The following is a 24,900-nucleotide window of genomic DNA, read 5'->3' as shown; positions in this document are numbered from 1 at the left end:
CGGCGCGCGGCATACTCGGCCGATGACCCAGCCGCTGCATCTCGATCCGATTCCGTTCATCACCCTGCCGAACTGGGTCAAGGCGGCGTCGCAGTGCGGCTTCAACATCGAGCCGGTGTTTCGCGAAGTCGGCATCGAGATGGACCTGATCCATCTGGAAAGCGCAACGGTCAGCGCGCCGATGCTGCAGCAGGTGATGAACGCCTGCGTGGCGCGCACCCGCGATTCGCCGCTGCATTTCCCGTTCGTGCTCGGCGAGACTTTCGCGTTCGATTATCTGCCGGACATCGACACCTACCTCACCACCAGTCCGACCCTGCGCGACGGCCTGCGGGTGTTCGACTGGGTGCGCGAGCTGATCAATCCGATGATCCAGGTGCAGCTCGAGGATGCCGGCGACGAAGCGCATCTGGTGCTGAAGCTCGCCGCCGGCGTGGAGCCGCCGCCGAATCCCTATTTCAGCGAAACCACCTTCGCCTCGATCGTCAAATTCGGCCGGCGCCTGCTCGGCCCGTCGGCGCCGTTCCTGCGGCTGTGTTTCCGCCATGCGCGCCCGGCGCACGGCGATGCCTACGAAGCCTATTTCCGCGTGCCGGTGCTGTTCGATCAGCCCGAACATCTGCTGGCCTTCGACCGCGTGCTGCTCGATCGCCCGCTCGAAGGCGCATTCCCGGCGCTGCACAAGCAGGCCGAGTATCGGGTCGAGCAGCGGCTCGCGAAGCTGCCGGCCAAGCCGGGTCCCAACACAGGGCTTGTCGCCGCGATCGAGCAGGCTTTCGAGGCGCAGCCGGCCTTGCTCGGACAAGGCGTGGAGCGGATGGCCGCGGCACTCGGCCTGCATCAACGAACCATGCAGCGGCGCCTGCAGGACGAGGATCAGCGCTACGCCGATGTCCAGGATCGTGCCCGCTTCAAGTTGGCGGCGAAGTGGCTGCAGGACACCACGCAGGATCTGGAAACGATCAGCGAGCGGCTCGGCTTTTCCGATCGCCGCAGTTTCACGCGGGCGTTCACCCGCTGGTCCGGGCTGTCGCCGAGCGCGTTCCGGGGCCGGCAAGGCAGCGAGAGCTAAGCACTGTCGCGAAATGTTCCCTCGGGTCGCGGCCGGTCATATCCCGCCCCGCCGGCGACGCCTAGAGTCCGATCACGAATTTCGTGAAAGGCGCAGCCCCATGAAGCAGACCACCACCGCATCCGGCTACCCGATCGTGCCGCGCACCGAGGTCGACTTCGATCTCGACGGCGACATTCCACGCTACTGGTTCGGCGGCGATGCCTTCAAGTCGCGCTTCTTCGATGCGATGTCGACACTGTTTCCCGAAGGCGAAAAGTTTTTCATCACCTGCGTGCGCGACTACAAGGACGAGATCGTCGATCCGGAGCTGCAGCAGCAAGTGAAGGACTTCATGCGCCAGGAAGCGCAGCACGGCAGAGTGCACAAGCAGTTCAACGATCGCCTGCAAGCGCAGGGCGTGCGGGTCGACAACATCGAGGCCAACACGCGGAAGATCCTGGCCCGCATCCGCGAAGTAATGCCGGCTTCTTTCACCCTGGCGCAGACCGCCGCTGCCGAGCATCTGACCTCGATCATGGCGCACAGCTTCTTCGATCGGCCGGACGTGTTTGCCGAGGCTGATCCGCGCATCCGCGCGATGTACATCTGGCACGGTGTCGAAGAGATCGAGCACAAAGCCGTAGCCTTCGACGTGCTGAAGAACGTCGCCAAGGCCGGCTATTTCACCCGCGCCGGAGTGATGCTCTACACCTCGGTGATGTTCCCGCTGCATGTGTTCCTGATCCTCCGTCACATGCTGATCGTCGATGGCTACAGCTTCTGGCAGCGCGCTGGCCTGTGGGCGCGCGGCCTGCGCTGGCTGTACGGCTGGAACGGCCTGTTCCGTCCGCTGATGGGCCATTACCTCGCCTACTACAAGCCCGGCTTCCATCCCTGGCAGGACGGCGGCATGGGCGCCTACGAGCGCTGGCGCGTCGCCTATGCGCAGAACGGCGGCAACGCGGTGGCGGCCGGCAATGAGGCTTACGCCGGGGCGGCTTGAGCTGTCGATAGTCCGGCCCCATCGATCGAGGTCCGCAAACACTAGAATCCAGCCGAGATCCCTCTAGATAAACATCCGCATGCGCGGTCCCGTCCTGCTGTTCTTGTTGCTGTGCTGCCTGCCTGTGCAGTCGCTGCTCGCACAGGACCGCGAAGCCCTGCCGGCAAGCTTGTTCTCGTGGACCGGCCAGCCTGCACCGCTGGGTCCGTTGGGCGGCATCAATACTGATCGGCCGGACTTCACGGACGCCAGCACTACCGTCAGGCTGGGTGTGCTTCAACTGGAAACGGGCTACACCTTCACGAAATCCAGCGGCACCGAAAGCCATAGCTGGGGCGAGCCGATGATTCGCTATGGCGTGCTAGCCAACTGGATCGAATTGCGAATGGCCGTGGCACCGGTCACCGAACGATCGACATCGACCCGATCCGGAATCGAAGACCTGTCTCTGGGCGTCAAGCTGAGCTTGATGCAGCAGGACGGGTTGCTGCCGGGCCTCGCCGTGGTGCCGCAGATGACCGTACCCACCGGCTCGGCGAAATTTTCCGCCGACAGAGTCCTGCCCGGCATCAATCTGCTTTACGGCTGGGACCTGAACGACGCGCTGTCGATGGACGCCAGCACCCACCTCAATCTCGCGGTCGACGACGACGCGCACAGCTACACGGAATGGGCCCAATCGCTCAGCATCGACTGGTCGCTGACCACCAACCTGTCGTCGTTCTTCGAGTGGTATGCGCTGTTCCCGGTCAGTAGCGCTACGGCATCGACCGAGCACTATCTCGACGTCGGTCTGACCTATGCCCTCAGCGACGACCTGCAGATCGACGTCCGCGTCGGCAAGGGACTGAACGACGCTTCGGATGATTACTTTGCCGGGACGGGCCTGGCGTTTCGCTTCAAGTAAGTCGAGCCCGCACTCAAAATGGTGCGCAACGCACCGCCACAGATCATGAATCAGCAATAATCCGCGACCGGCGCACCAGATAGACGCCGAATCAGCCCAGCGGAGACCAAAGCAGTGCACGACATCAAGACGCCGTCCGACGTCCTGTTCATCCTGTTGGGCGCGATCATGATCCTGGCGATGCACGCCGGCTTCGCGTTTCTCGAACTCGGGACGGTGCGGCGCAAGAATCAGGTCAACGCCCTGGTCAAGATCCTGTGCGATTTCGCGATCTCCACACTCGCCTACTTCGTGTTCGGCTACGCGCTCGCCTACGGCCAGCATTTCTATGCGCCGGCCGCCGAGCTGTCGCAGCACAGCGGCTTCGAACTGACCAAGTTCTTCTTCCTGCTGACCTTCGCCGCCGCAGTGCCGGCGATCGTTTCCGGTGGCATCGCCGAGCGTGCGCGCTTCTATCCGCAGCTGGCGGCGACCTTCCTGCTGGTCGCCTTCGTCTATCCGCTGTTCGAGCGCATTGCCTGGAACGGCGGCTTCGGCATTCAGGACTGGCTGCTGGCCACCTTCGGCGCCCACTTCCATGACTTCGCCGGCTCGGTGGTGGTCCATGCGGTCGGCGGCTGGATCGCGCTCGCGGCGGTGTTGCTGCTCGGCGCCCGGCGTGGGCGCTACGCGAAGACCGGCGAGATCTCCGCGCATCCGCCGTCGAGCATTCCGTTCCTGGCGCTCGGAGCCTGGATCCTGATCGTCGGCTGGTTCGGCTTCAACGTGATGAGCGCGCAGACGCTCGACAAGATCAGCGGCCTGGTGGCGATGAACTCGCTGATGGCGATGGTCGGCGGCACCCTGGTGGCCTTGTTCGTCGGCCGCAACGATCCGGGCTTCGTGCACAACGGCCCGCTCGCTGGATTGGTGGCGATCTGCGCCGGCTCGGACGTGATGCACCCGCTCGGCGCGCTGGCCACCGGCGGCGTGGCCGGCGGCCTGTTCGTCTACATGTTCACCCTGACCCAGAACCGCTGGAAGATCGACGACGTGCTCGGCGTCTGGCCGCTGCACGGCCTATGCGGTGCCTGGGGTGGACTGGCCGCCGGCATCTTCGGCTCGACCGCCCTCGGCGGCATCGGCGGTGTCAGCTTCGGCGCGCAGCTGGTCGGCACCGTGCTCGGCGTGGTCATCGCCTTCACCGGCGGTGCAATCGTCTACGGCGCACTGAAAGCCGCATTCGGCCTGCGCCTGAGCCCGGAAGAAGAGTTCAACGGCGCCGATCTGAGCATCCACAAGATCGCCGCGACTGCCGAGCGCGACACTTACTGGTAGATCGCGGCAGGCCCGGTTTTTCCTTGGCCGGAGCACATCGAAAAAGCCCCTGAAAAGCCCTTCCGCGCCGGCTTTGCGTCACCGTTTCATGGCATTCGCGACCAGTGGTGCGAGAGCACGGCGCAAGCGGTTGACGAGGCGTTTCAGGCCACTGCGTTGCCGCCGATACAGGTCGTACACCCTGATCTGCGGACGCAGCCATGCCCCTTTTCACCAGCTCGCTGAAAACCGTTTTCGCCGCTGCGCTGACCGTGGCAGTGCTGGCAACGACAGGCACCGGCGTCAGTGCAGCGCCGGCCGTGTCGCCCGAACCGCAGGCCCGCTTTCTTGCCGCCAGCGAGCCCTTGCCGCCATCGCGCTTGATCGTTGCCTACGAGGACGATATCGCGGCGTTCCGCGGTAAACGCCGCACGGCGATGAGCTTTGCAGCTGCGCAGGCGCTCGACACAACGGCGCGCACTCGGATCGACGATCTCGCGGCCAGTGCCGGCCAGCCGATGCGCTACCGGCGCCGGCTCGGCAACGGCGCGCTGCTGGTCGATGCCGATGGCGGGCTCGATGAAGCGGCACTCACTCGCCTTGCAGCGCGCATCAAGGCGCGCCGTCCGGCCGGGCTGCGCTATGTCGAACCCGATCGCATCCTGCAGCCGGTACTGACGCCGAACGATCCCTGGCTGGGCAATCTCTGGGGCATCGCCGGGCCGGCGCAGGTCAATGGCCTGGCCGGCGTCAACGCCTACACGGCCTGGGATCGCACCGACGGCAGCGGCGCGACCGTCGCGGCGATCGACACCGGCTACCGGCCGCATGCCGATCTCGCCGGCCAGATCGTCGCCCAGTACGACTTCATCAGCGATGCCGCCAGCGCCAACGATGGCAACGGCCGCGACAGCGACGCTACGGACCCCGGCGATTTCCGGGTCTCCGGCTCCTGTGGCAGCAGCGGCACCTCGAACTCGAGCTGGCACGGCACCCATGTCGCCGGGACGATTGCAGCACTCGCCAACAACGGCGTCGGCGTCGCCGGCGTCGCTTACGGCGCGAAGCTGGTGATCGCCCGCGTGCTTGGCCGCTGTGGCGGCACCACCTCGGACATCGCCGACGCGATCATCTGGGCTTCCGGCGGCACCGTGTCCGGCGTGCCGGCAAATCCGCGGCCGGCCAAGGTGCTGAACATGAGCCTTGGCGGCCAGTACCCGTGTTCGTCGTCGCCGACCCTGCAGGGCGCGATCGACAGCGCTCGCTCGCGCAACAGCACCGTCGTGGTCGCGGCCGGCAACTCGAACATGGATGCCGCCGGCTTCTCGCCAGCCAGTTGCAACGGCGTGATCAGCGTCGCTGCGATCGGCGATGGCGGCAGCCGCGCGCCTTACTCGAACTACGGTGCTTCGGTGGACGTCGCCGCACCAGGTGGCGACATGAGCCGCGGCAGCACGGTGGGAATTCTCTCGACCTACAACAACGGCGCAACGACGCCCGGCAGCGATTCCTACGCCTACCTGCAGGGCACCAGCATGGCCTCGCCGCATGTCGCTGGCGTTGTCGCGCTGCTCTATGCCGCCAAGCCTTCGATCACGCCGGACGAAGTCGAAAGCACGCTGAAGGGCAACGTCCGCAGCTTCCCGGTCAGTTGCAGCGGCTGCGGTGCCGGCCTGGTCGATGCCACTCTGGCACTCGCGGCAATCGCGCCCGGACCGGGCAGCCTGCGCTTCAGCACAGCCAGCTACGCAGTGACCGAGAACGGCGTCAGCGCCACGATCAGCGTGCAGCGCAGCGGCGGCAGTGCCGGCGCGGTGTCGGTGAACTACGCAACCGCCAACGGCACGGCAATCGCCGGCAGCGACTACATCGCCACCAGCGGCACGCTGAACTGGGCCGATGGCGATATCACCACCAAGACCTTCTCGGTGCCGATGATCGATGACACCCTCGCCGAAAGCAGCGAAACCCTGGCACTGGCGCTCAGCGCGCCCAGCGGCGGCGCAAGCCTGGGCAGCGTCAAGACCGCGACCCTGACGATCGCCGATGACGACAGCTCCAGCGTCAAGAGCACCCTGGCGTTCACCGCCGGCAGCGCGTCGATCAGCGAAGCGGCCGGAAGCGCGACGGTGACCGTGTCACGCACCCTGGGTTCGACGGGCGCGGTCAGCGTCAACTACGCGAGCAGCAATGGCACGGCGCTGGCCGGCAGCGACTACAGCGCCGTCAGCGGCACCTTGCGCTGGAACGCGGGCGATACCGCGAGCAAGAGCTTCACGGTGCCGATCAACAACGACACTGCTGCCGAAGCCAACGAAACGATCACGCTCAGCCTGAGCGCGCCCGGCGGCGGCGCGGTGCTCGGCGCGACCAAAACCCAGACGCTCAGCATCATCGACAACGATGGCGCGCCCGGCACGCTGGCGCTGTCATCGACGAACTACACGGTCGGCGAAGCCGGCGGCGTGGCCACCGTCACCGTGACCCGCAGCGGCGGCAGCTACGGCACGGCAGCGATCGACTACACCACCGCCAACGGCCTGGCGATGGCTGGCAGCGACTACACCGCCAAGGCCGGCAGGCTGGTCTGGGCCAGCGGCGATGCCGCGAGCAAAACCTTCACCGTGACGATCCTCAACGACAAGCTGAAGGAGAACCCGGAAACCATCCTGATCCGCCTGAGCAATCCGCAGACCGCCACGCTCGGCAGCCCGGCCAGCGGCACGGTGACCATCATCGATAACGATTGACGACAGGCAGCACGCGGCACCGTCCTTGCGATACTTCGGCAACTCCGCCTTTCAGGAATGCCGATGAATATCGCTCACTTCCACAGGCTGCGCCCAGCGGCCTTGCTGGCGTCGTCACTGACCGCCCTGATGCTGCTGGCTGGCATCCCGGCTCAAGCCCAAACCGCCACAGACGCCAGCGAACCCGCGTTCCGAGCGCTGTACAAGGAACTGGTCGAGATCAACACGACGCTGTCGGTCGGCAGTTGCACGCAGGCCGCGGAGGCGATGGCGGCACGCCTGCAAGCGGCCGGACTGCCCGCTGCCGACATGCAGATCCTGGCGCCGCCCGAGCGGCCGAAAGACGGCTCGTTGATAGCCGTCCTGCGCGGCCATGACGCCAAGGCCCTGCCGATCCTGCTGCTGGCGCATATCGATGTCGTCGAAGCGAAGCGCGAAGACTGGAAGCGCGATCCTTTCACCCTGGTCGAGGAAAACGGCTTCTTCTACGCCCGTGGTGCGAGCGACGACAAGGCGATGGCGGCGGTGTTCACCGACAGCCTGATCCGCTATCAGCAGAGCGGTTTCAAACCACGCCGCTCGATCAAGCTGGCGCTGACCTGCGGCGAGGAAACCGCGGACACCTACAACAGCGTCAGCTGGCTGCTGAAGACCCATCCGGAAGCACTGAAGGCGGCCTTTGCCCTGAACGAGGGCGCTGGCGGCGAACTCGATGCCAGCGGCAAACCGACGGTGCTGCAGATCCAGGCTGGCGAAAAGGTCTACCAGGACTTCCAGCTCGAGATCAGCAACACCGGCGGTCACAGTTCGCGACCGGTGCGCGACAACGCGATCTACCGGCTCAGTGCCGCGCTGAGCCGCCTGGGCGCCTACCAGTTTCCATTGGCGCTGAATCCGGTCACCACGGCGTATTTCGAAGCGCAGTCGAAGATCGTTCCGGCCGAAGCCGCGAGCGCGATGCGCGCAGTGCTCGCCAATCCGGTCGATGGCCCGGCAACCGAAACGCTGTGGTCGCTGAACCCGGGCTGGAACAGCATGCTGCGCACCACCTGCGTGGCCACCCAGGTCAACGCCGGCCACGCGCCGAATGCGCTGCCGCAGCGGGCTCAGGCCAACGTCAATTGCCGCATCCTGCCCGGCGTGCCTGTGGCCGCGGTGCAGGCGAGCCTGAAACAGATCTTTGCCGACGATGGCATCGCCATCAGCACGGTCGGCGAGGACGCGGTAATCGGCCCGGCACCGCCGCTGACCGCCGCGATGCTCGAACCGGTGAAAAAGATCGCGAAAACTCTGTGGCCGACTGCCGCTCTCGTGCCGACCATGTCGACCGGCGCCACCGACAGCCGCTTCCTGAACGCCGCCGGCATTCCGAGCTATGGCCTGTCCGGCATGTTCCACGATGCCGAAGGCAGCCACGCGCACGGGCTGGACGAGCGTATCCGGGTCAAATCCCTGCTCGATGGCCGGCGCTTTCTGTACGAGGTGGTCAAGCTTTACGCGATGCAGCCGGGCTGATCCTGTTGCAGCGCACCAAGAATCGCGCCAGCCGGTAAACTGCGCGGATGATCTCCGCCTCTCGCCTCACCCTTCGCCGTGGACCGCGTCCGCTGCTTGAAGATGCCAATTTCACGATCCATCCGGGCTGGCGCTGCGGCGTCATCGGCCGTAACGGCACCGGCAAGTCGACCCTGTTCGCGGCCGTGCTCGGTCAGCTGGCGCCGGACAAGGGTGAGCTGAGCTCGCTGAAGAACCTCGCGGTCGCCACCGTGGCCCAGGACACGCCGTCCCTGCCCGATCTGGCGATCGAGTTCGCGCTCGATGGCGATGTCGAGCTGCGCGAACTGGAGCGGCGCCTGGTCAAGGCCGAGGACGCGCTGGACATCGACAAGATCAGCGCCATCCACGAGCGCCTGAACGATATCAGCGGTTATGCCGCCCGCGCTCGTGCCGCCGCGCTGCTGCATGGCCTGGGTTTCTCTCAGGAAGCGCAGCAGACCGCCGTCGCCGATTTCTCCGGCGGCTGGCGCATGCGTCTGAATCTGGCCCGCGCGCTGATGTGCCGCTCCGACGTGCTGCTGCTCGACGAGCCCACCAACCATCTCGATCTCGATGCCGTGATCTGGCTGCAGAGCTGGCTCAGCACCTATCCGGGCACGATGATGGTGATCTCGCATGATCGCGAGTTCCTCGACGCCATCACCACGCACACGCTGCATCTGGAAGGCACCAAGGCGACGCTCTATACCGGCAACTACTCGACCTTCGAGCGCACCCGCGCCGAGAAGCTGACCCTGCAGGCAGGCATGTTCGCCAAGCAGCAGAAGCAGGTTGCCCATCTGCAGAAGTTCATCAACCGCTTCCGCGCCAGTGCTGCGAAAGCCACCCAGGCGCAGAGCCGCATCAAGGCGCTGGAGCGCATGGAACTGGTGTCGGCGGTGCATGCCGATTCCGAGTTTTCATTCTCGTTCTCCGAGCCGGATCGCCTGCCGTCGCCGCTGGTGCGCTTCGACGACGTGGTCTGCGGCTACGGCGAAAAGGTGGTGCTGAAGAACGTGCGGATGCTGATCGCCCCCGGCGAGCGCATCGGCCTGCTCGGCCCGAACGGCGCCGGCAAATCCACACTCGTGCAGACCATCGCCGGCGCCATCCCGCCACTGAAGGGCGATGCGATGCGCGACGGTTATCTGAGAGTCGGCTACTTCGCCCAGCACACCACCGACAGCCTCGATCCGAACGCCTCGCCGATCCTGCACCTGAAGCGCATCGACCCGACCGCGACCGAGCAGAACCTGCGCGGCTTCCTCGGTGGCTTCAACTTCAAGGGCGATCGCGTCTACGAGAACGTCGAACCGTTTTCCGGTGGCGAGAAGGCGCGTCTGGCGCTGGCGATGGTTGTGTACCAGAAGCCGAATCTGTTGCTGCTCGACGAACCGACCAACCATCTCGATCTCGACATGCGTCATGCGCTCGAGACCGCGATGCTCGAGTTCGTCGGCGCGGTGATGGTGGTCTCCCATGATCGCCATCTGCTGACCTCGACCTGCGACCAGCTGTGGCTGGTTGCCGAAGGCGGCTGCCGGCCGTTCGTGGGCGATCTCGACGATTACGCCAAATGGCTGAACTCGCGGGAGCTGAACCCGGGCAGCGGCAAGAAGAAGGACAAGAAGCCACAGAAAAGCGCCGAAGAAATCGCCGCCCAGACCAAGGCGCTGAAAGACACCGTGCGCAAGCTCGACCAGACCATGGCCAAGCTGACCAAGGACGTCGACACGCTGACCGTGAAGCTCGCCGATCCGGCGCTGTATGCGCCGGAGAAGAAATGGGATTTCACCAAGCTCCAGAAAGAGCAGGCGGCGGCCAAGAAGAAACTGGCCGAGACGGAAGAAGAGTGGATTGCTGCGAATGAGCAGCTGGAAGCCTTGAGCGCTTGATGTGGCTCTCCTTCTCCCACTAGCGGGGGAAGGAGACCCGCTTCGTAGGGCGGCCATGGGCCGCCCTACGCGCTGATCCGCTGAACCAGCAGCAGCGCGGCACGAATTTCGCTGCCGCTTTCCCGTTGCCCGGGCTTCCGGGCCGGGGAAATGCGCCATGCCGATCAGCCGTCGTCAGTTCGTCACTGCACTCGCTGCGGCCGGGGGCCGTAAAGCGGCCTGGAGCGCGATGCGTGCGCTCGGGCTGGTGGCCATGCCGAGCCTCGCCACCACGCCACAGCTGACGGCCGGCAGCGGCCGAGGTCGCAAGGTGGTGATCCTCGGCGCCGGCATCGCCGGGCTGGTCTCGGCCTGGGAACTGGGCAAGGCCGGCTACCAGTGCATCGTGCTCGAAGCGCGCGACAGAGTCGGCGGCCGCAACTGGACGGTGCGCAAGGGCGATCGCATCGAGATGGACGATGGCAGCCGGCAAACCTGCGAGTTCGACGACGGCCACTACTTCAACGCCGGCCCGGCGCGGCTGCCCAGCCACCACCAGACCATCCTCGGCTATTGCCGCGAGTTCGGCGTGCCGCTGGAAGTGGAAGTGAACATGAGCCGCAGCGCGCTGCTGCAGTCGGATAGCGCCAACGGCGGCAAGCCGATCGAGATGCGCCAGGCGGTGCATGACATGCGCGGCCAGGTTTCCGAACTGCTGGCCAAGTGCACCAGCCAGCACGCGCTCGACCAGGAACTGACCGGCGTCGATGTCGAAAGCTTTCTCGGCTTCCTGAGCGGCTACGGCAATCTCGACAAGAACCTGCATTACGCAGGCTCGAGCCGCGCCGGTTACAGCGCCTTTCCCACCGCCGGCGATGCGGTCGGTGTGCTGCGCGAGCCGCTGAGCCTGCCGACCCTGCTCGACCCGGTTTTCTGGCAGGGCCCGATGTTCGACGATACCTTCGAGATGCAGCCGACCATGTTCCAGCCGGTCGGCGGCATGGATCGCATCCCGAAGGCCTTCCACGAGCGGCTGAAATCGGTGGTCCGCCTCGGCAGCGAAGTGAAGGAAATCCGCAACGGCGAGCGGGACGTGAAGATCGTCTACCGCGACAAGAAGACCGGCCGGGTGCAGACGGTCACTGCCGACTACTGCATCTGCACCATTCCGCCGCGGGTACTGGAAAACGTGCCGAGCAATTTCTCCAAGCCGTTCGCCGATGGCATCCGGCAGATTCCATCCGGCGGCGCCAACAAGATCGCCTGGGAGTCACCGCGCTTCTGGGAGACCGATCGCCAGATCTACGGCGGCCTGAGCTTCGTCAAGCGCGACGTGCAGCTGATCTGGTATCCCAGCGGCGGCTACTTCCAGCCCAGCGGCGTGCTGATCGGCTGCTACAACTTCGACGAGGTGGCGCTGCGCTTCATGCAGCAGAGCATTCCGCAAAGGCTGCAGGCTTCGCGCGATGCCATCGAAGCCTTGTTTCCCGGACGCTCGCGATTGCTGGCGCGCGGCCTCACCGTGGCCTGGAATCACGTGCCCTACAACCTGGCGCCGTGGACGCACTGGGAAGAGCCTTACAACGCGGTCTATCGTCTGCTCGACCAGCCGGACGGTCGCGTCTATCTTGCCGGCGAGCACATGAGCCACATCAGCGGCTGGCAGGAAGGCTCGGCGCAGTCCGCACACCGGGTGCTGAAGCTGATCGCCGAACGCAATGCTGCCGCCTGACACCAGAACGACAAACGAAAGAACGAGGAGCTAGACCCATGACCAACCCTTCCCTGTCCCGCCGTCGCCGCACGCTGTCCTGGCTCGCTGCCGGCGTGCTGCTGTCCACCGGCTTTGCCGTGCAGGCGCACGACGAAGTCACGCGCACCTCGATCGGCGATCCCAAGTTTCCGATCGCCGCCGCGGTGACCGTGCCGCACGGCTATTCGACGACCTATCTGAGCGGCAATCTGCCCGATGTCGCCAATGCCCAGGCACCGAAGGGAACTGTAGAGGCCTACGGCAATACCGAAACCCAGACTGCATCGGTGCTGAAGAAGCTTGGCGACACGCTGAAGTCGCTCGGGCTTGGCTACGGTGACGTGGTGTCGGCCACCGTCTACCTGGTCGGCGATCCGGCCACGGGCGGCGAAATCGATTTCGCCGGCATGAACGCGGCGTTCTCGACGGTGTTCGGCGCGCCTGCGCAGCCGAACAAGCCGGCGCGTTCGACGGTCAAGGTCGCGGGTCTGGTGCTGCCGGGTGCGCTGGTCGAGATCGATCTGATCGCCGTGCATCGCCATGGCGGCGACAAGGGCAAGAACGCGTCCGACGCCAAGTAAGCGACGGCTTCAGCCAGGCGCGGTGGCCTGCTCCAGCCGGCCGAGAAAGGACAGCGCCTGCGCGCGGCTGACCCCGCACATCTCGGCACTGGGCTTGAGCCCGGCGCAGACCGCGGGCCGGCGCGGGTCGCCGAAGATCGCGCAGCGTTCGTCGTCCAGCAGTTGCACGCAACGCACGCCCGCTGGCTTGCCGAGCGGCATGCCGGGGATCGGCGAGGAGATCGACGGCGCGATGCAGCAGGCTCCGCAGCCGGCGCGGCATTGAATTGCCATTGCTGGGGCGCCAGCTGCGGATGTCACTGGTTTTACGCCGGCATCCGCTCGAACGCGGGCACGCCTTCCGGCAGCGCGTGGAAGCTCTGCTTGTCGATCGTGAAGACCACGAAGTCGGCCTTGCCGAACAGGTCCGGCTTGTCGAGCGAGCCGACCTTGATCAGCACGACGCCGGGGACGCTCGGCGCACGTGAAGTCAGCGGCGTACCGCAGGCGCCGCAGAATTCGCGGATCACCGGCTGATCCAGATCGCTGCGCTTGAACACCACCGGCTTGCCCTTCACGTACGAAAACTGTGCTTCCGGCAGGCCGACGATGACATTCGGGCTACCGCCGCTGATGTACTGGCATTCGCGGCAATGGCACTGCGCACGCATCTGCGGTTCGGCTTCGGCGCGGTAACGGACGGCGCCGCAGTAACAGCCACCTTCGATATTCATGTCGCACTCCTCCTCGTGTTTTTTTGGGTCCTTGAAGTATGCCCGGCGGCGGCGGCTTCGGCGCGTACGGCGGCGCAGTTGGCCGCTGCCGTTTCACTGAGGATTTCGGCGAGCTTGAGCAGGCCGGGGCCGGCGTAGTCGCGGTCGGCGAAGATCAGATAGAGGGTCAGATGCCGCTCGCCACCATCACGCAGTGGTAGTGCCTTGAGCCGGCCGGCGGCCAGTTCGTCGGTGATCTTTTCCTCCGGGAACCAGGCGAAGCCGTAGCCCATCGCCACCGCCTGGATCGAGGTCGACATCTGGCTGACCACCCAGCGCTGCTTGGCATCGTGCGAAACCTGGCCGGGATCGCGGGCGGCGCCGGAATCGCGAACGACAAGGTGACGGTGATTGCGCAGATCGGTCGAGGTCAGCGGCCGGCCGAGCTGGTGCAGCGGGTGATCCGGATGCGCCACCGGCAGGAACTTGAGCGGCATCAGCGGCTCGCCGAGAAAGCCCTGCGGAATCACCGGCGCGATCGCGAGATCGACCTTGCCGGTCAGCAACGCCTCGGACGTGCCACCGATCACCGATTCGATCAGCTCGATGCGCGTATGCGGGCTGACCTCGCCGAACGCTGCCAGCGCCGGCAGCAGCACCCGGTTCGGGAAGATCACTTCCACCGCCAGCCGCAGCTCGGCTTCCCAGCCGGCGGATAGCTGACCGGCGGCGCGCTCCAGTCCGGCGGCTTCATCGAGCAAGGCCTTGGCGCGGCGATAGAGCAATTGCCCGGTGGCGGTCAGCACCGCTTTGCGGCCCTGCACCTCGAAGGCTTTGACGCCGAGGCGGGACTCGATCTGCTGCACGGCGTAGGTGATCGCCGACTGGCTCTTGTGCAGCGCCTCGGCCGCCTGCGCGTAACCGCCGGAATCGACGACCTGCATCAGCGCGCGCCACTGCTCGAGGGTGATGCGGGGCGTCGCCATGGCGAACTCTATGATCGAATCATTCGATGATTAAGCGCGAAAACTTATGCTTTTTTATCTCATCAATCAATCGTCAAATGCTCGCACCAAACACGTACCCCCCCAAACACAGCTAACACAGCTTCAGGAGACACACCATGACCACCCTGCTCCAGATCAACGCCAGCCTGTTCGCCGGCCACGGCCAGTCCAGCCAGCTCGCCGACCGCTTCGTCGCCACTTATCTCGCCGCCCATCCGGGCAGCAGCAAGGTGGTTCGTGATGTCGCCAGCGATCCTGTCCCGCATCTCGATGGCCGCCGCTTCGCCGCGTTCACCACGCCGGCCACCGAGCGCACCGCCGAGCAGAACAGCGTCATCGCCTATTCCGATGCCCTGATCGCCGAGCTGAAGTCGGCCGACGTGCTGGTGCTCGGCCTGCCGATGTACAACTTCGGCGTGCCCTCGCAGCTGAAGAGCTGGATCGACCATATCGCTCGCGCTGGTGAAACCTTCCGCTACACCGCCGAAGGCCCGGTGGGTCTGGTAACCGGCAAGAAGGCCTATGTGTTCGCGACCCGCGGTGGCCTGTACGTCGGCACCCCGCTCGACACCCAGACCAGCTATGTGCGGGATTTCCTGCGCTTCATCGGCATCACCGACGTCGAGTTCGTCTACGCCGAAGGGATCGCCTATGGTCCGGAGCAGAAGGACGCCGCGATCAGCAAAGCCAACGACGCCATTGCCAAGCTGGCTGCCTGACTCTCAACCGACACGAACGAGCACCCGAAACCATGAACAAGTCCTATCCTGCCGTCGAACTCGCCGGCCGCATCCTGCTGGCGCTGATGTTTCTGCTGGCCGGCATTTCGAAGATCACCGGCTATGCCGGCACCGCCGCCTACATGGCTTCGGCTGGCGTGCCCGGCGCGCTGCTGCCGCTGGTGATCGCGCTGGAAGTCGGCGGCGCGCTGGCGATCATCGTCGGCTTCCAGACTCGCCTCGTGGCGCTGGCGCTGGCCGGTTTCTCGATCGTCGCCGCAGCACTCTTCCACGCGAACTTCGCCGACCAGATGCAGATGACCATGTTCCTCAAGAACGTGTCGGTGGCCGGCGGCTTCCTGATCCTGGCCGCCAACGGCCCGGGCGCCCTGAGCCTGGATGCGAAGCGCAAGGGCTGAGCCGCAACGCGATATCGCGGCGCCACCGTCAATCGGCGATGGCGCCGCTCCCCAGATTCTTTCCCGATCCCGGAGACTTCCATGAGCACTCGCACTCTGCAGCACGTGATCCCGTCGATCCCGACCAGCGATGGCGCCGGGGTCAAGCTGCGCCGCTCGATCGGCGCCCAGCGCGGCCTGTATCTGGACCCGTTCCTGATGCTCGACGAGTTCGGCACCGACAACCCGGGCGACTACATCGCCGGCTTTCCGTCCCATCCGCATCGTGGCTTCCAGACCGTCACCTACATGCTCGATGGCCGCATGCAGCATCGCGATCATCTCGGCAATGTCGGTGATCTCGGCCCTGGCGGCGTGCAGTGGATGAGCGCCGGCCGTGGCGTGATCCATTCGGAAATGCCTTTGCAGGAAAGCGGCCGGATGCGCGGCTTCCAGCTGTGGATCAACCTGCCGGGCAAGGACAAGCTGCAGCCAGCCTGGTATCGCGACATTCCGGCGGCCGAGATTCCGCTCGCGGCGCTGCCCGATGGCGGCAGCATCAAGGTGATCGCCGGCTCGGTGCAGATCGGCACGCAGACGCTTGACGGGCCGATCAATGGCTCGACGCAGCGGCTGTCGACCGATCCGCTGTACATCGATCTCGATCTGCCAGCCGGGGCGCGTCATCAGCAGGCGATTGCCGCCGGCCACAACGCTTTCGTCTACACCTACGAAGGCAGCGTGAGCATCGGTGAAGGCGCGGCGGCGAAGGCGGTGCCGGCGCAGGCGGCTGGCGTGCTGACACAAGGCGAGCAGGTGACCATCGTCGCCGGCGCCCAGGGTGCGCGACTGGTGCTGATCGCCGGTCAGCCGATCCGCGAGCCGGTGGTGCAGTACGGCCCGTTCGTGATGAACACCCGGGAGGAGATCGAGCAGGCGATTCGCGATTACAACGATGGCACCTTGACCGAGGCCGCCTAGCCCGGCATCGGCCGCCAGCTGACCAGCGCGTTGACCAGCCGCCGCAGCACCGCCTGCAGCGGCTCGGCACGCGCCGGATTCCAGTCCTGCGGGTTGGCTTCGTCGAGATAAGCGGCCTGGACGACCTCCAGATGCAGCGCGTGCAGGCCCATCTGCGGAATGCCGTAGTTGTGCGCGCTGTAGCCGCCTTTGACGATCCCGTCGACGCTGAGCGAATAGGCCGAATCGGCGCTCAGCGCGGCGACCGCGGCCTGGCGCAGCGAAGGATCGCAGCTGCGGCCGCTGCAACTGCCCAGATTCAGATCCGGTAGGCGCCCGGTGAACAGACGCGGCACTTCGGCGCGCATCGAATGGGCGTCGAGCAGGACGGCGTGGCCATGGCGGCCATGCACGGTGGCGATCTGCTCAGCCAGCGTGTCGTGGTAAGGCTCCCAGTAACGCTGGCGGCGATCGTCGATCTGCGCCGCATCCGGCGCGCAGCCCGGACGATAGATGTCGTCATAGGAAAAGGTGGTGTCGGCCACCAGGCCGGTCAGATCGACGCCGGGGTAATGCGAGGCCCCGCCCGGATCACGATTCAGATCGACCACATAGCGTGAATGGGTGGCCGCCATCAGGGTGGCGCCCGAATACACGGCGAAATGGAACAGGAACGGCAGATGCCAATCGGTATCCGGCAAAGGCCGGGCCGCGTCGCTGAGCCGCTCCGCGTAACCGGGTGGCAGGCTGGTGCCCGCGTGCGGAATATTGATGATCAGCGGCGAGTGGCCGCGAATCAGCAGTTGCAGCGGGGCGGTCATTTCACGCAAGCAGCCGTTTCATCACACCGCGGTAGCGGTCGAAGCTCGCCGCTGCCTGCGGGTGCTGACCGTCGCGCACTACCCAGCGCCCGGCGACCATGACATCGCGCACTGGCTGCCGCGCCGGGCCAAATATCGCCGCGTCGAGCAGTCCATCGTGGCGCTGTTCAGCAAGTGCGGGATCGTCATCGTTGAGCACCAGCCAGTCGGCCCGGTTGCCGACCGCGAGACTGCCGACCGGCTGGCCGATCGCCTGTGCGCCGCCAGCGGCGGTGATCCGGTAAAGATGGCCGCCGAGCGAATCGCCGATGCCCTTGGCGAGCACGTTGCGGCGCTCGAAGCGCAGACGCTGGCCGTACTCGAACAGCTTCAGTTCGAGGAACGGATCGACGCCGACATGGCTATCGCTGCCGATACCGATGCGGCCACCCGCGCGAAGATAAGGCACGGCGTTGAAAAAGCCGTCACCGAGGTCGCCTTCGGTGGTCGGGCACAGACCGGCGACGACGCCGGTACGCGCCAGGCGTTCGGCTTCGACGATTTCGGTATGGGTGGCGTGGAGCAGGCACCAGCGACCGTCGACGGCGACGTGATCAAGCAGCCAGGCCACCGGACGCTGGCCGGACCAGGCCAGGCAGTCGTTCACTTCCTTGAGCTGCGCGGCCAGATTCAGATGGATCGGCATGCCCGGCTGCAGACTGTCGGCGAGGCTGACTGCCGCCGCGAGCTGCGCCGGCGTCACCGCCCGCAAGCTGTGCGGCGCAATGCCGATGCGCTGCGCCGGATGGCCCTGCACCGCTTTCATCAGCGCTTCGACGATCTGCGCGTAGCCGGCCGCGTCATTGATGAAACGGCGTTGGCCGATGGTGGGAGGTGTCCCGCCGAAATTGTCGTGCGCGTAGAGCACCGGCAGCAGGGTCTGGGCGATGCCGGTGGCGTCCGCCGCCGCCAGCAGGCGCTCGCCGACTTCGGCGCGATTCGCATACGGCTGACCGCCGGCGTCGTGATGCAGGTAGTGGAACTCGGCAACGCTGGTGTAGCCGGCGCGCAGCATCTCGATGTAGACCTGCGTGGCGATCGCTTCGACATCATCCGGCCGCAGGCCTTCGAGGAAGCGGTACATCAGCTTGCGCCAGGACCAGAAGCTGTCGCCCTGTGGCCCGCCCTTCTCGGTGAGCCCGGCCATGCCGCGCTGGAAAGCATTCGAGTGCAGGCAGGGCATGCCCGGCACGACGGCGCCGTTGAGCACCTCGGCAGCACCGACGTCGGCGGCCGCGGCGCGCGGCGTGATCGCGGTGATCAGGCCGTCGTCGGCGACCTCGAACAGAACCTGGTCGTTCCAACCGGTGGCGAGCAAGGCAGACGGCGCGAAGTAGCGGGACATGGCGGGTCGGTGGGGGTCGAGTACGGTTGGCTGGCGCGAAGATTACGCAATCCGGAGGCGGGTCGCCTGCGGGCCGATCACCGGGTTCTGAGGCTTCATGCCGCCCCCTGCAAGCTGCAGCAATTCAGCATATTGAGGCCAAGCGTCATTGACGTGAATAGTGGTTCACCCTAGGCGCGACGCAAGGATGAGTGGCGCCGCTGCGGCTGCAGCTAGCCACGCTCAGAACATCGAATCGGCGACATAGGGGTTCTGCTTGCGCTCGGCGCCGAAGGTCGACATCGGTCCGTGGCCGGGCACGAACTGGGTGTCGTCACCGAGCGGGAACAGGCGGGTACGAATCGCCTTGATCAGATCGGCGTGATTGCCACGCGGAAAGTCGGTACGGCCGATCGAGTTCTGGAAGATCACATCGCCGACCAGCGCCAGCCTGGATGCCGGGTGATGGAACACGACATGGCCCGGCGTGTGACCCGGGCAATGCAGCACGTCGAGGGTCAGAGAGCCGAGCGTCACCGTGTCGCCCTGCTGCAGCCAGCGATCCGGCACGAAGCTGCGCGTCGGCGGGAAGCCGTACTGCCTGGCGGCGTCCGGCATGCCTTCGATCCAGAACGCATCGTCCGGGTGCGGGCCTTCGATCGGCAGCTTGAGCTTTTCAGCGATCTCGGCCACCGAGCCGGCGTGATCGAGATGACCATGGGTCACCAGCAGCTTGACCAGCTTGATGCCATGCGCGGCGACTCTCGCCAGCAGGCGCTCGGCTTCACCACCGGCGTCGACCAGCGCGCCTTCCATGGTCAGCGGATCCCAGATCAGCGAGCAGTTCTGCTGGAACGGCGTCACTGGAATGATCTCGCCACTCAACAGCGCCCCAGGCTTCGCAGGCTCGCTCATTGCTTGCCCTCCGGTGCTTCGCTGCCAAGTTGATGAGTCGTCTGGACTGAAAGCTGGGCCACGGCGGCCAGCAGCTCGCGGCTGCTGCCGCTGTACGGGAATGAAAAGCGGATGCCATCGGCCTCGAAGCGCCGGACGATGGTCAACAGCACTTGCTGGCGGGTATCCATGTACAGCCCGTAGGCGGGATCGATCATCCAGTAGACCAGCTCGAACTGATAGGCGCCGCCGACCAGTGCTCGCAGATGGGCACGGTCCACACGCGTCTTCTGCTGACTGCTGACGATGTCGCGCAGCATTCCGGGAATTTTTTCGACGACGTCGACCGGTGTGGCGAACTCGACATCGACAGTCATCACCACGCGACGCTCATGCATGCGCTTGTAGTTGCGCAGACGCGCCTTGAGCAGATCGCTGTTCGAGAAGATCAGCTGCTCGCCGGTGTCCGCGCGCAGGCGCGTGGTCTTCAAGCCCACGTGTTCGACGGTGCCCGAAAAACCGTCGACGGCCATCGCATCACCAATGACGAAGGGTTTGTCGACGACGATCGACAGGGACGCGAACAGATCGCCCAGGATGTTCTGCACCGCCAGCGCCACCGCGATGCCGCCGATGCCCAAACTCGCGACCAGCGCGGTGACATTGATGCCGAGGTTGTCGAGGATGAACAGCAGCATCACCAACCACAGCAGCAGCTTGCCGATGAAGTTCAGCGCCGACAGGCTGGTAGCGGTGCCGACATCGTGCTGCTCGGCGCGGACCCGCGAAGCGGCCACCCAGAAATCGAGCATCGCCCCCAGCCACATACCGACCTGCAGCAGCACCGCCGCGGTGACGATGCGATCGAGGATCAGCGCAGTCTTCTTGCCGAGTTCCAGGTACTGGCTGCCGAAGTACAGCGCCACGAACACGATCAGCCAGAGCTTGGTCGACTCGACGGCGTTGATCAGCGCCGGATCCATCTTGGTCGCCTTCGGCCGCTGCCAGTTCGACAGCCAGCGGATCAGCAGCCGCTGCACCGCAAACACCACGAGCACGATGGCCAGCGCCACAGCCACGGCTACCAGCCAGTCGCTGAGAGGGTTGCGGACCAGTACGCGATCGAGCGTGCTGAGGTAGGAGATCAGGTCATTCATCGAATCGGCAGGCAGTTATTGAGGGTTCAGCGTGAAGCCGTGCGCACGGGCTGCGCGGCCAGCCAGGTCGCGAAGCCGGCTTCATCGAGTAGGCCTTCAGCGAGTTGGACCATCTGCTCGACCATTTCCGGGGATGGCAGCGGCATAGCGATGCGGTTCAGCCGCATAAACAGCAGCGCGGCAAACAGGCCGGTGCGCTTGTTCGCATCGATGAACGGATGGTTGCGGGCAATACCGTAAGCGTAGGCCGCTGCCAGCTGATGCGGGTCGGTCTCGCCATATGCAAACTTGTTCTGCGGCCGTGCCAGCGCGGAGTCGAGCAAGCCGGAATCACGAATGCCCGCAGCGCCGCCGTGCACGGCCAGCTGGTGATCGTGCATGGCGATGACCACGGCTCTTTCGAGAAAGATCATCCGTCTTTCAACGCTTCGCCAGCGCCCTCAGAACATCGCGGTAATCACTCGCGACTTCCTCGGCCACTTTCATCTGCTCGGCAAAGCCTTCATCGAACGGCGTGATCCGGAACGAACCATCTGGCGCCTTGGTCGCGAACACCGAATCGCCCTGCTTCAGTCCCAGTTCGATCATCATCTCCTTCGGCAGCAGCACGCCGGACGAGGAACCGACGGCGCGGACTTTCAATTCATACATGGCGGGTCTCCTGATCGACGACGAATGTTGATACAGAAATTATAATCTCTCCCGCCATTTTCTACCCAGCCCTTCATCGACCAATCGCCCGCAATGATCAAGCTTCCCGCCAGCCCCGCCCGTCGCGCCGGCCTGATTTTCACTTTCCTGTGGTTCTTCATTGGCGGCATCGGCCACTTCGCCGCGGCCGGATTCTTCGCTTCGATCGTGCCGCCCTGGGTGCCGGAGCCGCTGCTGGTCGTCTATCTCAGTGGCGTGGTGGAACTGGCACTCGCCGCACAGCTGATCCCGGAGAAGACGCGGCCGCTGGCCGGGGTTGCGCTGATCCTGCTGATCGTCGCGGTGACGCCGGCCAATGTCTGGATGCTGCAGCAGCAGGCGACGCTGTTCCCGCAGTTCCCGGTCTGGCTGCTGTCGCTGCGTCTGGTGATCCAGGTCGCCTTGATCGCCAACGTCTGGTGGAGCACGCGGCCGGAGCCTCAGCGCACGTCGCCATCCAGGTAGTACCAGCGCCCGCCTTCGCGAATGAAACGGCTGGTTTCGTGCAGGCGCACGGCGCTGCCGCCGCCGAGGCGATAACGGGCGACGAATTCGACGATCGCCCGGTCGTCGCCAGTCTGCTGGTGCTGGCGGATCTGCAGGCCCAGCCATCGGGTCGGTGGCGTGGTCGCCAGATTCAGGTCCTCCGCCCGCGTGCGCGGATGCCAGGTCGCCAGCAGGTAATCCTTGAGCAGCAGCACATAGGCGCTGTAGCGCGAGCGCATCAGTGCTTCGGCGGTCCCGGCGGCGAAGCCGTCATGCAGCGGGCCGCAACAGCCGCCGTAATGCTGGCCGCTGTCGCAGGGGCAGGCGTCGCTTTCGCCGATCATGGCTGCATTCCGCGCCGCCAGATCAGGCAACGGTTGTTGGCCGGCATCGCGCGATCCTCGACCAACCGCAGGCCGATCGCCGAGGCCAGCGCATCAACCCACTCGAAGTCTCGAATACCGCTGGCCGGGTTGCAGCTGCGCAGGCTGGCGTCGAACGCGGCATTGCTGGCGCTGGTGTGCTGACCGCCGTAACGGAACGGGCCGTAGATCGCCAGCACTGCGTCTTCGCCAAGTACCGCCGGCAGCTTCGCAAACAGCCGCTCGACTTCCGCCGCACTCATGATGTGCAGCGTGTTGGCGCTGTAGACCGCATCGAACACTGCCTCCGGAAAAGCGCCGTTGACGTCCAGCGCCAGTGGTGCCGGCGTGTTCGGCAACGCGGCTTCATCAAGCCAGGCGCGAATGCCTGGCAGGTAGGGCTCGCGGTCTGCGCATTGCCAGTTCAGTTGCGGCAGCGAGGCCGCGAAATGCACGGCGTGCTGACCCGTGCCGCTGCCGATTTCCAGCACCTGGCGGCGATCGGCGAAGTGCTCGCGCAGCACCGCGAGGATCGGCTCGCGGTTGCGCTCGCAGGCGGGGGAGTACGGCTTGTCGATCATGGCTGCGGCGGGCAAGGGTTCAGGGCCAGCAGCATAGCGAAACGCTTTTTGCGTACCATCCAGCGACTTCCACCATCCTGCCCTCGCCCGTGATGTCTTGCTCCTGAATCCGCTGAACGACGAAGACCTGCTGCGCGCCATCGGCTGGAATGCGCATTGCGCCGCTGCCCTCGCCGCGCTCATCAACCCGCAGGGCCGGCCGGCGCGAATCATCGAGCAGCATCGCGGCCATCTCGTCGTTCACGATGGCCAGCGCGGCCACAAGGCAAAGACGCTGACGGCGCTGTTCGATCGCCTGGAACTCACCGGTGATGGCCTGGCCGTTGGCGACTGGGTGCTGATCGCCGAAGAAGGCGGCAGCCTCTATGTCCACGAGCACCTGCCGCGCGCCAGCCTGCTGCTGCGCAGCCGTGGCGATAACGGCGTGCAGCGGATCGCCGCGAACATCGACACCGCGCTGCTGGTGATGGCGCTGGACAACGATTTCAGCCCGAACCGCCTCGAACGCTATCTGCTGATGGTTCGCGCCGCGAACGTCGCGCCCGTGGTGATCCTGACCAAGCCGGATCGGGCGACCGACATCGAGGCGCAGCGCGCCGAAGTGGCGGCACTGGCCGGGCCGGCAACGCCGTTGTTCGTGCTCGATGCCCGCATTGCCAGCGCCCAGCAGACCCTGGCGCCTTGGCTGGCCGCGGGCCAGACCCTGGTGCTGCTCGGCTCATCCGGAGTCGGCAAGTCGACCTTGGTCAACAGCCTGATGGGCAATGAATTGGAGCGCACCGGCGCGACACGCGCCTACGACGATCGCGGTCGCCACACGACGACGTCTCGCAGCTTGCGCACTCTGCCGCAAGGCGCCTGTCTGATCGATACACCCGGCGTGCGCGAGCTGAAGCTCGGCGGTGAGGAAGACGTCACCGCCGATGCGTTCGAAGACATCGCCGAACTGGCGCACAGCTGTCGCTTCCGCGACTGCAGCCACGGTAACGAGCCGGGCTGCGCGGTGGTCGCCGGCCTGCCCCCGGAGCGGCTCGACAACTATCGCAAGCTGCGCGACGAACTGGCCGCCACCCAGAAGCGGCGACTGGAAGCCACCAGCGCGCCGATCCCGACGCGGCGCTCGAAGAAGCGTTAGGCAGCGTCGAAGGTCTGGGTGCCGCTCCAGGTGGCGCCCGGGGCCAAGGTCACCGGGCAGCCGACCACCGCCGCTTCGATGCACAGCATCCGCCGGTAGCCTTGCGGATCGAGATCGCTGAGTGCTGCGCCTTTCGCCGCGCCCGGGTTCCAGACCACGGTGTCGCAGAAGCCCTGCTGACTGATGCGCAGACTGGCACGCGGCTCGCTCAGCAACAGTTCGTTCGGTGCATCGAAATAGATGCGATCGACTTCGCCATTGATGGCGACTTGGTCGCCCGCTTCCAGGCGCACGACATTGCCATTTGCGCTATCGCGATAGCGCAGCCCTTGCAGGCCGAGCACGCGCACGGCGGCGAGATCCTCGCCCGCCAGATAGGTGTGCAAGGCGGCGGTGAACGAGAAGGCTGCGGTGCCGCGATTGCGCACCGACAAGCTCACCGACAGTTGCGCGCCACCGATCGTCGCCAGCAGTTCGGCAACGAAGGCCTGCGGCCAGATTGCCCGGGTCTGGTCGCTGTCTTCGAGCCGGAAGCGCACCGACAGTCCGCCGCCCTCGACCGGTCCGGCCTCGACGAACGACCATGACGCCGTCCGCGCGAAGCCGTGCTTCGGCAGCGGGCCTTCCGCGGCGAACTGCGGAAAGATCACCGGAATGCCGCCGCGGATCGCCGCCGTCGGCCGGTAGTCGGTCAGGCCGCTGAGGTACAGCCGCTCGAGCCCATCGACCGGCGTCCACGAGGTGATATGCGCACCGTGGCGATGGATGCTGATGCGGGCGCCATCGGCGGCGACGAGGTTCAGGATGGCGGCGTTGGCGTCGGGATGGTTCATGGGAGCGCGAGGAGAAAGTGGCTGGCTACACAGCTACTGCTCCGCTAG

26 protein-coding genes are annotated in these 24,900 nt (G+C 65.7%); 14 read left to right on the top strand and 12 right to left on the bottom strand.

Translation table 11 applies throughout. The features are described 5' to 3' along the window. Positions 1–22 precede the first annotated feature (22 nt). The 9 genes from QZY06_RS10955 (at position 23) to QZY06_RS10915 (ending at position 12,754) form a co-directional block, all read left to right on the top strand. A complete protein-coding gene (locus tag QZY06_RS10955; protein ID WP_295684061.1) occupies positions 23–1,072 on the top strand; it encodes an AraC family transcriptional regulator in 1,050 nt (349 codons plus the stop codon). Between the two features lie 100 nt (positions 1,073–1,172). Beyond that, positions 1,173–2,057 carry a metal-dependent hydrolase gene (locus tag QZY06_RS10950; RefSeq protein ID WP_295684058.1) on the top strand — a complete coding sequence of 295 codons (885 nt, stop codon included), beginning with the start codon at positions 1,173–1,175 and terminating at the stop codon, positions 2,055–2,057. Between the two features lie 79 nt (positions 2,058–2,136). Then, positions 2,137–2,964: a transporter gene (locus tag QZY06_RS10945; protein WP_295684056.1), complete on the top strand. Its 828-nt coding sequence runs from the start codon at positions 2,137–2,139 to the stop codon at positions 2,962–2,964. A 114-nt stretch (positions 2,965–3,078) separates the two neighbouring features. Continuing rightward, entirely contained in the window at positions 3,079–4,281 is a 1,203-nt protein-coding gene (locus QZY06_RS10940) for an ammonium transporter (protein WP_295684053.1), read from the top strand. A 200-nt stretch (positions 4,282–4,481) separates the two neighbouring features. Next, a complete protein-coding gene (locus QZY06_RS10935) occupies positions 4,482–7,010 on the top strand; it encodes a Calx-beta domain-containing protein (RefSeq protein ID WP_295684051.1) in 2,529 nt (842 codons plus the stop codon). Between the two features lie 63 nt (positions 7,011–7,073). Beyond that, on the top strand, positions 7,074–8,525 hold the full coding sequence (locus QZY06_RS10930; RefSeq protein WP_295684048.1) for a M20/M25/M40 family metallo-hydrolase: 1,452 nt from the start codon (positions 7,074–7,076) through the stop codon (positions 8,523–8,525). Between the two features lie 47 nt (positions 8,526–8,572). Then, complete coding sequence (locus tag QZY06_RS10925; RefSeq protein ID WP_295684046.1) at positions 8,573–10,441, top strand: ATP-binding cassette domain-containing protein; 1,869 nt, start codon at positions 8,573–8,575, stop codon at positions 10,439–10,441. A 157-nt stretch (positions 10,442–10,598) separates the two neighbouring features. After that, a complete protein-coding gene (locus QZY06_RS10920; RefSeq protein WP_295684044.1) occupies positions 10,599–12,152 on the top strand; it encodes an FAD-dependent oxidoreductase in 1,554 nt (517 codons plus the stop codon). Between the two features lie 38 nt (positions 12,153–12,190). After that, a complete protein-coding gene (locus tag QZY06_RS10915; protein WP_295684039.1) occupies positions 12,191–12,754 on the top strand; it encodes a RidA family protein in 564 nt (187 codons plus the stop codon). Between the two features lie 9 nt (positions 12,755–12,763). Here QZY06_RS10915 and QZY06_RS10910 read toward each other — a convergent pair whose 3' ends face one another. From QZY06_RS10910 to QZY06_RS10900, 3 genes are read right to left on the bottom strand one after another with little or no spacing between them, the layout of a single operon-like run. Beyond that, on the bottom strand, positions 12,764–13,027 hold the full coding sequence (locus QZY06_RS10910) for a YkgJ family cysteine cluster protein (protein ID WP_295684036.1): 264 nt from the start codon (positions 13,025–13,027) through the stop codon (positions 12,764–12,766). 32 nt (positions 13,028–13,059) lie between these two features. Further along, complete coding sequence (locus QZY06_RS10905; RefSeq protein ID WP_295684033.1) at positions 13,060–13,467, bottom strand: GFA family protein; 408 nt, start codon at positions 13,465–13,467, stop codon at positions 13,060–13,062. Further along, positions 13,464–14,432, bottom strand: coding sequence for a LysR family transcriptional regulator (locus tag QZY06_RS10900; RefSeq protein ID WP_295684030.1), 969 nt, complete (start codon positions 14,430–14,432; stop codon positions 13,464–13,466). The genes QZY06_RS10905 and QZY06_RS10900 overlap by 4 nt, the downstream gene beginning before the upstream one ends. Positions 14,433–14,569: 137 nt before the next feature. Between QZY06_RS10900 and QZY06_RS10895 the strand changes: the two genes are divergently transcribed. The 3 genes from QZY06_RS10895 to QZY06_RS10885 all read left to right on the top strand — a co-directional run bounded on the left by QZY06_RS10895 (position 14,570) and on the right by QZY06_RS10885 (position 16,551). Beyond that, a complete protein-coding gene (locus QZY06_RS10895; RefSeq protein ID WP_295684028.1) occupies positions 14,570–15,172 on the top strand; it encodes an FMN-dependent NADH-azoreductase in 603 nt (200 codons plus the stop codon). A 32-nt stretch (positions 15,173–15,204) separates the two neighbouring features. Then, a complete protein-coding gene (locus QZY06_RS10890; RefSeq protein ID WP_295684025.1) occupies positions 15,205–15,591 on the top strand; it encodes a DoxX family protein in 387 nt (128 codons plus the stop codon). Between the two features lie 81 nt (positions 15,592–15,672). Next, positions 15,673–16,551: a pirin family protein gene (locus tag QZY06_RS10885; RefSeq protein ID WP_295684023.1), complete on the top strand. Its 879-nt coding sequence runs from the start codon at positions 15,673–15,675 to the stop codon at positions 16,549–16,551. Here the strand turns inward: QZY06_RS10885 and hutG are convergent. From hutG to QZY06_RS10855, 6 genes are all read right to left on the bottom strand, one after another. Next, the gene (hutG, locus tag QZY06_RS10880) at positions 16,548–17,351 is read right to left on the bottom strand and encodes an N-formylglutamate deformylase (protein WP_295684020.1); all 804 of its coding nucleotides are present in this window, start codon (positions 17,349–17,351) and stop codon (positions 16,548–16,550) included. The genes QZY06_RS10885 and hutG overlap by 4 nt on opposite strands. A gap of 1 nt (position 17,352) precedes the next feature. Further along, positions 17,353–18,735, bottom strand: a complete 1,383-nt coding sequence (locus tag QZY06_RS10875) for a formimidoylglutamate deiminase (protein ID WP_295684018.1) — start codon at positions 18,733–18,735, stop codon at positions 17,353–17,355. Between the two features lie 222 nt (positions 18,736–18,957). Then, on the bottom strand, positions 18,958–19,629 hold the full coding sequence (locus tag QZY06_RS10870; protein WP_367275614.1) for an MBL fold metallo-hydrolase: 672 nt from the start codon (positions 19,627–19,629) through the stop codon (positions 18,958–18,960). After that, on the bottom strand, positions 19,626–20,765 hold the full coding sequence (locus QZY06_RS10865) for a mechanosensitive ion channel family protein (protein WP_295684016.1): 1,140 nt from the start codon (positions 20,763–20,765) through the stop codon (positions 19,626–19,628). The genes QZY06_RS10870 and QZY06_RS10865 overlap by 4 nt, the downstream gene beginning before the upstream one ends. Positions 20,766–20,791: 26 nt before the next feature. After that, the gene (locus tag QZY06_RS10860; RefSeq protein ID WP_295684013.1) at positions 20,792–21,178 is read right to left on the bottom strand and encodes a type II toxin-antitoxin system death-on-curing family toxin; all 387 of its coding nucleotides are present in this window, start codon (positions 21,176–21,178) and stop codon (positions 20,792–20,794) included. Between the two features lie 7 nt (positions 21,179–21,185). Further along, a complete protein-coding gene (locus QZY06_RS10855; RefSeq protein ID WP_295684011.1) occupies positions 21,186–21,416 on the bottom strand; it encodes an AbrB/MazE/SpoVT family DNA-binding domain-containing protein in 231 nt (76 codons plus the stop codon). 93 nt (positions 21,417–21,509) lie between these two features. Here QZY06_RS10855 and QZY06_RS10850 point away from each other — a divergent pair, with 93 nt between their 5' ends. Then, positions 21,510–21,920, top strand: coding sequence for a hypothetical protein (locus tag QZY06_RS10850; RefSeq protein ID WP_295684009.1), 411 nt, complete (start codon positions 21,510–21,512; stop codon positions 21,918–21,920). Here the strand turns inward: QZY06_RS10850 and QZY06_RS10845 are convergent. Together QZY06_RS10845 and QZY06_RS10840 are read right to left on the bottom strand one after the other, a co-directional pair. After that, a complete protein-coding gene (locus QZY06_RS10845) occupies positions 21,896–22,285 on the bottom strand; it encodes a YchJ family metal-binding protein (protein ID WP_295684007.1) in 390 nt (129 codons plus the stop codon). The two genes, QZY06_RS10850 and QZY06_RS10845, sit on opposite strands and share 25 nt — an antisense overlap. After that, positions 22,282–22,884 carry a DUF938 domain-containing protein gene (locus QZY06_RS10840; RefSeq protein WP_367275615.1) on the bottom strand — a complete coding sequence of 201 codons (603 nt, stop codon included), beginning with the start codon at positions 22,882–22,884 and terminating at the stop codon, positions 22,282–22,284. The genes QZY06_RS10845 and QZY06_RS10840 overlap by 4 nt, the downstream gene beginning before the upstream one ends. Positions 22,885–22,981: 97 nt before the next feature. Here QZY06_RS10840 and rsgA point away from each other — a divergent pair, with 97 nt between their 5' ends. Next, positions 22,982–24,019, top strand: a complete 1,038-nt coding sequence (rsgA, locus tag QZY06_RS10835; protein WP_295684001.1) for a ribosome small subunit-dependent GTPase A — start codon at positions 22,982–22,984, stop codon at positions 24,017–24,019. Here rsgA and QZY06_RS10830 read toward each other — a convergent pair. Next, entirely contained in the window at positions 24,016–24,852 is an 837-nt protein-coding gene (locus QZY06_RS10830) for a D-hexose-6-phosphate mutarotase (protein WP_295683998.1), read from the bottom strand. The genes rsgA and QZY06_RS10830 overlap by 4 nt on opposite strands. Positions 24,853–24,900: the final 48 nt, after the last annotated feature.

The sequence above is a fragment of the uncultured Nevskia sp. genome, assembly GCF_903885465.1.
Lineage (GTDB): Bacteria > Pseudomonadota > Gammaproteobacteria > Nevskiales > Nevskiaceae > Nevskia.
The sequence above is the reverse complement of the archived record's forward strand: the minus strand, read 5'-3'. Positions and strand labels throughout refer to the sequence as shown.